Source organism: Clostridia bacterium (assembly GCA_017405765.1).
Lineage (GTDB): Bacteria > Bacillota > Clostridia > Oscillospirales > RGIG577 > RGIG577.
In genome coordinates this window covers 1-4,364 of the sequence record JAFQZS010000054.1, presented here as the reverse complement: position 1 = coordinate 4,364, position 4,364 = coordinate 1, and the positions used below count along the sequence as shown (strand labels likewise).

The 4,364-nt window shown below is 44.9% G+C and carries 4 protein-coding genes; 3 read left to right on the top strand and 1 reads right to left on the bottom strand.

Annotated features, from left to right (window positions below; all coding sequences use genetic code 11):
* Positions 1 to 393 precede the first annotated feature (393 nt).
* A complete protein-coding gene (locus tag IJG50_09770) occupies positions 394 to 990 on the bottom strand; it encodes a cell wall hydrolase (protein MBQ3380124.1) in 597 nt (198 codons plus the stop codon).
* 185 nt (positions 991 to 1,175) lie between these two features.
* Here IJG50_09770 and IJG50_09765 point away from each other — a divergent pair, with 185 nt between their 5' ends.
* From IJG50_09765 to IJG50_09755, 3 genes are read left to right on the top strand one after another with little or no spacing between them, the layout of a single operon-like run.
* A complete protein-coding gene (locus IJG50_09765; protein ID MBQ3380123.1) occupies positions 1,176 to 1,613 on the top strand; it encodes an Rrf2 family transcriptional regulator in 438 nt (145 codons plus the stop codon).
* A gap of 12 nt (positions 1,614 to 1,625) precedes the next feature.
* A complete protein-coding gene (locus IJG50_09760; protein MBQ3380122.1) occupies positions 1,626 to 2,825 on the top strand; it encodes a pyridoxal phosphate-dependent aminotransferase in 1,200 nt (399 codons plus the stop codon).
* A 21-nt stretch (positions 2,826 to 2,846) separates the two neighbouring features.
* A complete protein-coding gene (locus IJG50_09755; GenBank protein ID MBQ3380121.1) occupies positions 2,847 to 4,151 on the top strand; it encodes an ATP-binding protein in 1,305 nt (434 codons plus the stop codon).
* The last annotated feature ends 213 nt before the right edge of the window (positions 4,152 to 4,364 follow it).

Sequence of the window (4,364 nt, the reverse complement as noted above, 5' to 3'; positions counted from 1 at the left end):
GTTGACGGAAATGCGCGCTAGATGCTAAACTGGTCATGGAAATTCATCTCTTTCACGGTTGATTTGGTGTGGTAACTTCATCATACCATGTTCGAGTTGAATTTCCATTCTCTTTTGTCACATATCATTTGTACCATAACATTTGAATAAAAAGGGATAGGCGGCGAAAAGCGCAGTTGTTCTTTAAATATCAGCGCTTTTGTCTTATTCTCACTGCGCAAAGCTCTCCGTTCGACAAAACGATACTGTATCGAATTCCGAAGCCTACGTCTATATTTTCCAATACGCGGGCGTTTTTAGGCAGTCTGCCGATTATTTTTGCGGGGCCCCTAGGTGAAACGATATAATGACTGATAATCTCAACTCCTTGTCATATTTTCAGATATTTACGATTTAACCGTAGCAAAAATACGTATTTCCGTCGCGTTCATACACGCCTCTTCCCTGCCGAAACTGTGCCTGAAATATAACGTCGGACGGACATTCAACGTTTCCGTAAGCCGCCGCTTTTGCGTTGTCATAGCAGCGCGAGGGGATTTTTTCTTCTGATACGCTATAAAGCCTTCCCGCACAGGCATACTGGCCTTTTCTGTATATGTTTTCACTTATCGTATCCGGAAAACGGCTGTCCGCACATCGGTTAAGAAGCACGCATGCCACAAGCTGCTGGTGACGATCGGATATCCACGACGACCCTGCCTCAAAATATACGACGCGCGCCAGCATATCAAGCTCCTTTTCTATTTCCGACTGCGCCTGCTGCCACAGAGCTTTTGCGGCGATTATAACGCTGTCGTTTTCAGTCGCGCCAAGCGCCCTTGCGTTTTCGGCAACTGCGTGCGCCTCTGCTTTCTTAGCTTCATGCGCGTCAAAATATCCCGCCTGAGCATCGAAAGATATAAACGCTGAAATTGAAAGAATGATCGCCGCCGCTAAAACAACAGACTTTTTTAAAAACATCATTTTCTCTTTTTTGAAAGTATAAAACATACCTTTTCCTCCGTTTTTTAATATAAGCAGTGCGAGTCTGCTTTTGTAAATTATGCCCTTAAATTACATGTTTTATAACTTAAGAAAAAATTATTATTGTTTTTCCCGCTTTATCCGTTGAAAGCCTACTAAAACTATGTTATTATTATGAAATAACACTTATCTTTTGAAATGTGGTGATCTGTTTGAAAATATCAACAAAAGGAAGATATGCGCTTCGCGTAATGCTTGATTTGGCCCAGCGGCGCGATGAAGGATTTATATCGCTTAAGGATATATCAAAACGTCAGGATATTTCGAAAAAATATTTGGAACAAATAGTGCCCGCGCTAAGCAAATCGGGGATGCTCATTGCAAACCGCGGCTTTTTGGGCGGATATAAGCTTGCAAGCGAACCGAAGGATTATACTGTCGGAGAGATACTCAGGCTTACCGAGGGGAGCCTTGCTCCTATCGCCTGCCTTGAGCGAGAGAAAAACGACTGTCCCAGATGTTCGGAGTGCATAACGCTTCCGATGTGGCAGGGGCTTTATGATACCATAACGGAATACTTAAACGGTATAACGCTTCAGGATATGCTGGACAAAAGCGAAAAAGAAGGAAATTTTGATTATATGATATGAGGCTTGTTTATTATGGAGAAGATATATGCAAATATAGATAAATCGTTTTTCGATAAGGTATATGACAGAGCGAACACCGGCGCCGTTAAATATGATATAACGCCGAAAGGCGTTTCGTTTCCCGATATGATACCGCTTTGGGTGGCCGATATGGATTTTAAGACTCCGCCCGCCGTAACGGACGCGCTTATAAAGTGTGCGGATCACAGCATTTTCGGATATACCGATTTGGGAGAAAAGTACAGGAGCGCCGTAGTCGGATGGTTTTCCCGTCGGATGGGTCTTAATGCCGACGCTTCGTGGATCGTACAGGCGCCGGGCGTTGTTTTTTCAATGGCTGCGGCGATACGCGCGTTAAGTCGTCCCGGCGATGCGGTAATAATATGCCAGCCCGTTTATCACCCCTTCCCAAAGATAATATTGGCAAATGAAAGAAAGCTTGTCGTTTCGGAACTTGTTTTGAAAGACGGACGATATGAAATGGATTTCAACGATTTTGAAGCTCAGATAATAAAGAACAAAGTAAAGCTGTTTTTATTATGCTCGCCGCATAATCCCGTATCGCGCGTTTGGACGCGCGCGGAGCTTCTAACTATGGCCGATATCTGTAAGAGACACGGGGTGTTAATTATATCCGATGAGATCCATTCCGATTTTATATACGAAGGCAGCGTGCATATCCCCTTTGCGTCGCTTTCGAAAGTGATATCGAATATGACCGTCACCTGCACCGCACCGTCAAAAACATTTAATCTTGCGGGGCTTCAGGCTGCAAATATGCTTATAGAAAACGAAGACCTGCGAAACAGCGTAAAAAAAGCGTGCCTCTCCGTCGGATACGGCGCCCATAACGTAATGGCGGCTTACGCGTCTATGGCGGCGTATACGCACGGCGAACAATGGCTCGACGTCCTTCTTTCCTACCTTTCGGATAACGTAAACATGCTTTCCGAGGCGCTGGATCCGACAGGCGGAAAAATATCGCTGGTGCGGCCGGAGGGCACGTATCTTATGTGGCTCGACTGCCGGGCGCTTTCGATGAGCGACGAGGAGCTTGACGACTTTTTCTTAAAGTCGGCGGGGCTTTATCTCAATTCAGGGTATATTTTCGGGCGCGGCGGCAGCGGCTTTATGCGTATGAACATAGCATGTCCGAAAGCTGTGTTAAAAGAGGCGCTTTTGAGGCTTACGCGCGCCGTTTCAAAGCTCTGAATGATTTAAGGAGAATTCAACATGCATAATATAGTTTCTAAAATACTTCTTTACAAAAGTCTGCCGGAGTATGATGTGCTAGAAGGTATTTCGGCTGTATCAAAGGCCGTGTATGAGAACAAGTTTGACAATGGCGATATTCTTATAAAACTGTATGATGAGATAAGAAAGCTGCTTAAGATGGCTTCAAAATACGGATTTGACAAAAATATCTGGCATGATTATCTTACATATCTTATCATAATGGATGAAAACCCTTTATCTCTGTCGTGCGAGAAAAACGACGCCGGCCTGGGAAGCATGGTTCATTTTGCAAAAAACGATCTGGGCGCTTTTATGAAGCTTTTCAGGTTTGATTTCGGGCCGCTTGAGAAGGCGCTGGGAACTGACGTGCTTTCCGTTATACAAAACTACGTCTCGCCGGCAATGGGCGACTTTATGTATGATCGTGCAATAAATGAAAAGGTACGCCTGCTTTCGGATAAGCTCTCCTCTTCGCCTGATGAAGAAACCTTCATAAGAAGCATAATTGAGTTTTACAGGCGTTACGGCGTTGGCTCGTTCGGTATGAATAAAGCCTTTCGGTTTGACAGTGATGAAAGCGGTAATATAGTATTCAAGCCGATAAGCAACATGGTAAAAGTTAGTTTTTCCGATATAATCGGCTATGAGATACAAAAAGCAAAGCTTATAGAAAACACGCGCGCATTCGTTTTGGGCAAACGCGCGAACAACGTGCTTCTGTACGGCGACAGCGGCACCGGCAAATCGACGAGCATAAAGGCTGTAGTAAACGAATTTTATGCGGACGGGCTTAGAATGATCGAGATATATAAGCATCAGTTCAAGGATCTGTCTTTGCTAGTATCGCAGATAAAGTCGCGCAATTATAAGTTCATAATATATATGGACGATCTTTCCTTTGAAGATAACGAAACGGAGTATAAATTTTTAAAAGCCGTTATCGAGGGCGGCATGGAGACCGTGCCCGAAAATATTCTGATATATGCTACGTCCAACCGCCGCCACCTTATACGGGAGATATGGCGCGACAGAAACGACGTAGAGGTGACCGAGGCTGATGTGCATCATTCCGATACTATCGAGGAAAAGCTGTCTTTGGCGCACCGCTTCGGCGTAACGATAAACTTCTCAAAGCCTACGAGGGCGCAGTATATCGACATAGTTTCAAAGCTTGCCGAGAAGAACGGGCTGAAAATTGATAAAGCGGAGCTTAAAAAAGAAGCCGACAGATGGGAAATGGCGCACGGCGGCCTCTCGGGCAGAACGGCGCAGCAGTTTATAAATTATCTTTTGGGGAAGTAAGGCTTTGTAAGGCAAGCCCGGAAGGCAGACGGGAAATTTAATAAAGCAAAAAAGGGACTGCAGCGAAATAAAAATCGGGTCTGTCCCAAAATTTGTGTAAAGCCCGAAGCATGGTGTAAAACAGAGCAAAAATAATATATTGCGGGAGGGCGGATTATTCCGGCCTCCCTTTCTTGCAGTATAAGCGGGAACGGAATGCATGTCAAGGGCGGC